Annotated in this window: 1 protein-coding gene; it reads right to left on the reverse strand. The window is 63.0% G+C overall.

Annotated elements, in window-relative coordinates:
* Nucleotides 1-6: 6 nt before the first annotated feature.
* Complete coding sequence (locus ACFOWB_RS23490) at nt 7-804, reverse strand: sterol desaturase family protein (protein WP_261404738.1); 798 nt, start codon at nt 802-804, stop codon at nt 7-9.
* Nucleotides 805-939: the final 135 nt, after the last annotated feature.

Consider the following 939-nt stretch of genomic DNA (forward strand, 5'->3'; position numbering starts at 1 on the left):
CCCCGCTCACTCCGCCGGCTGGATCTGGCCGGCCGACGGCGCCGCGCGGCCGGGCGTGCGGGAGGTCTTCCGCATGTCGGTCTTCACGTGTTTGGTCGAATAGCCGTTGAGCAGCGTGCCGACGAGGCCGCGGTTGAGGTCCGACGTGCCGAACAGCCAGTCCATGATCGGGAACGTCAGGTTCATGTTGCGCTCCATCATGATCGACTGGTCGTGATGGGCGGTGTGGTGGCGCCGGTTGGTGTTGATGAACGGGCAGTTCCGCACGAACCAGTTCTCGTCGACATGGCAGCAAAAGTGCATGAACTCGTAGATCATGTAGATCGACGTCGTGGTCGTGATGAACAGCCAGCCGACATTTGCGGAAAACACCCAGCCGAGCGCGATCGCGCCGGGGATCGACATCAGCGTGAAGGTGGCGAGCGCGTAGGGCGGAAAGAACGTCACGCGGTAGTCGCGGTGGTCCGCGAAGCGCATCTCCGTCTCGGTGAAGAACTGGTGATGCTGCAGCGTGTGGCGGTTGTAGACCGCGCGCGCCACAGGGTTCTTTGACGGGCGGTGCATCACGTAGCGGTGCAGCCACCATTCGAAGAAGTTGCAGAACAGGAACGTCACCGGGACGGTGGCGATCTCCAGCCAGGTCGGCGCCTCGATGTTCGACAGATAGATATAGAGCGCCGTGAAGCCGATCACGTAGATGATCGCGATGTGCAGGAAGCCGTTGTACCAGCCGGCGACGCGCTGCCGGTAGTTCGCGCGATAGTCGCGCTGGCGCTGCGTCATCTCGGTGCGGGCGATCTCCATAAAGTCCTCCTCGTCTGCGCCTGCCGCGGCGTCTGCGGCCGCTTCGTCACGTTCTAATATATCAGTGACGTATCAGTTCGCCTAGCCCTTTATCGCAAGCGCCGCCCCTCGTCCGCGTGCGGACGCGCGGCCGAC

The sequence above is a fragment of the Chenggangzhangella methanolivorans genome, assembly GCF_042648545.1.
GTDB lineage: Bacteria > Pseudomonadota > Alphaproteobacteria > Rhizobiales > Methylopilaceae > Methylopila > Methylopila methanolivorans.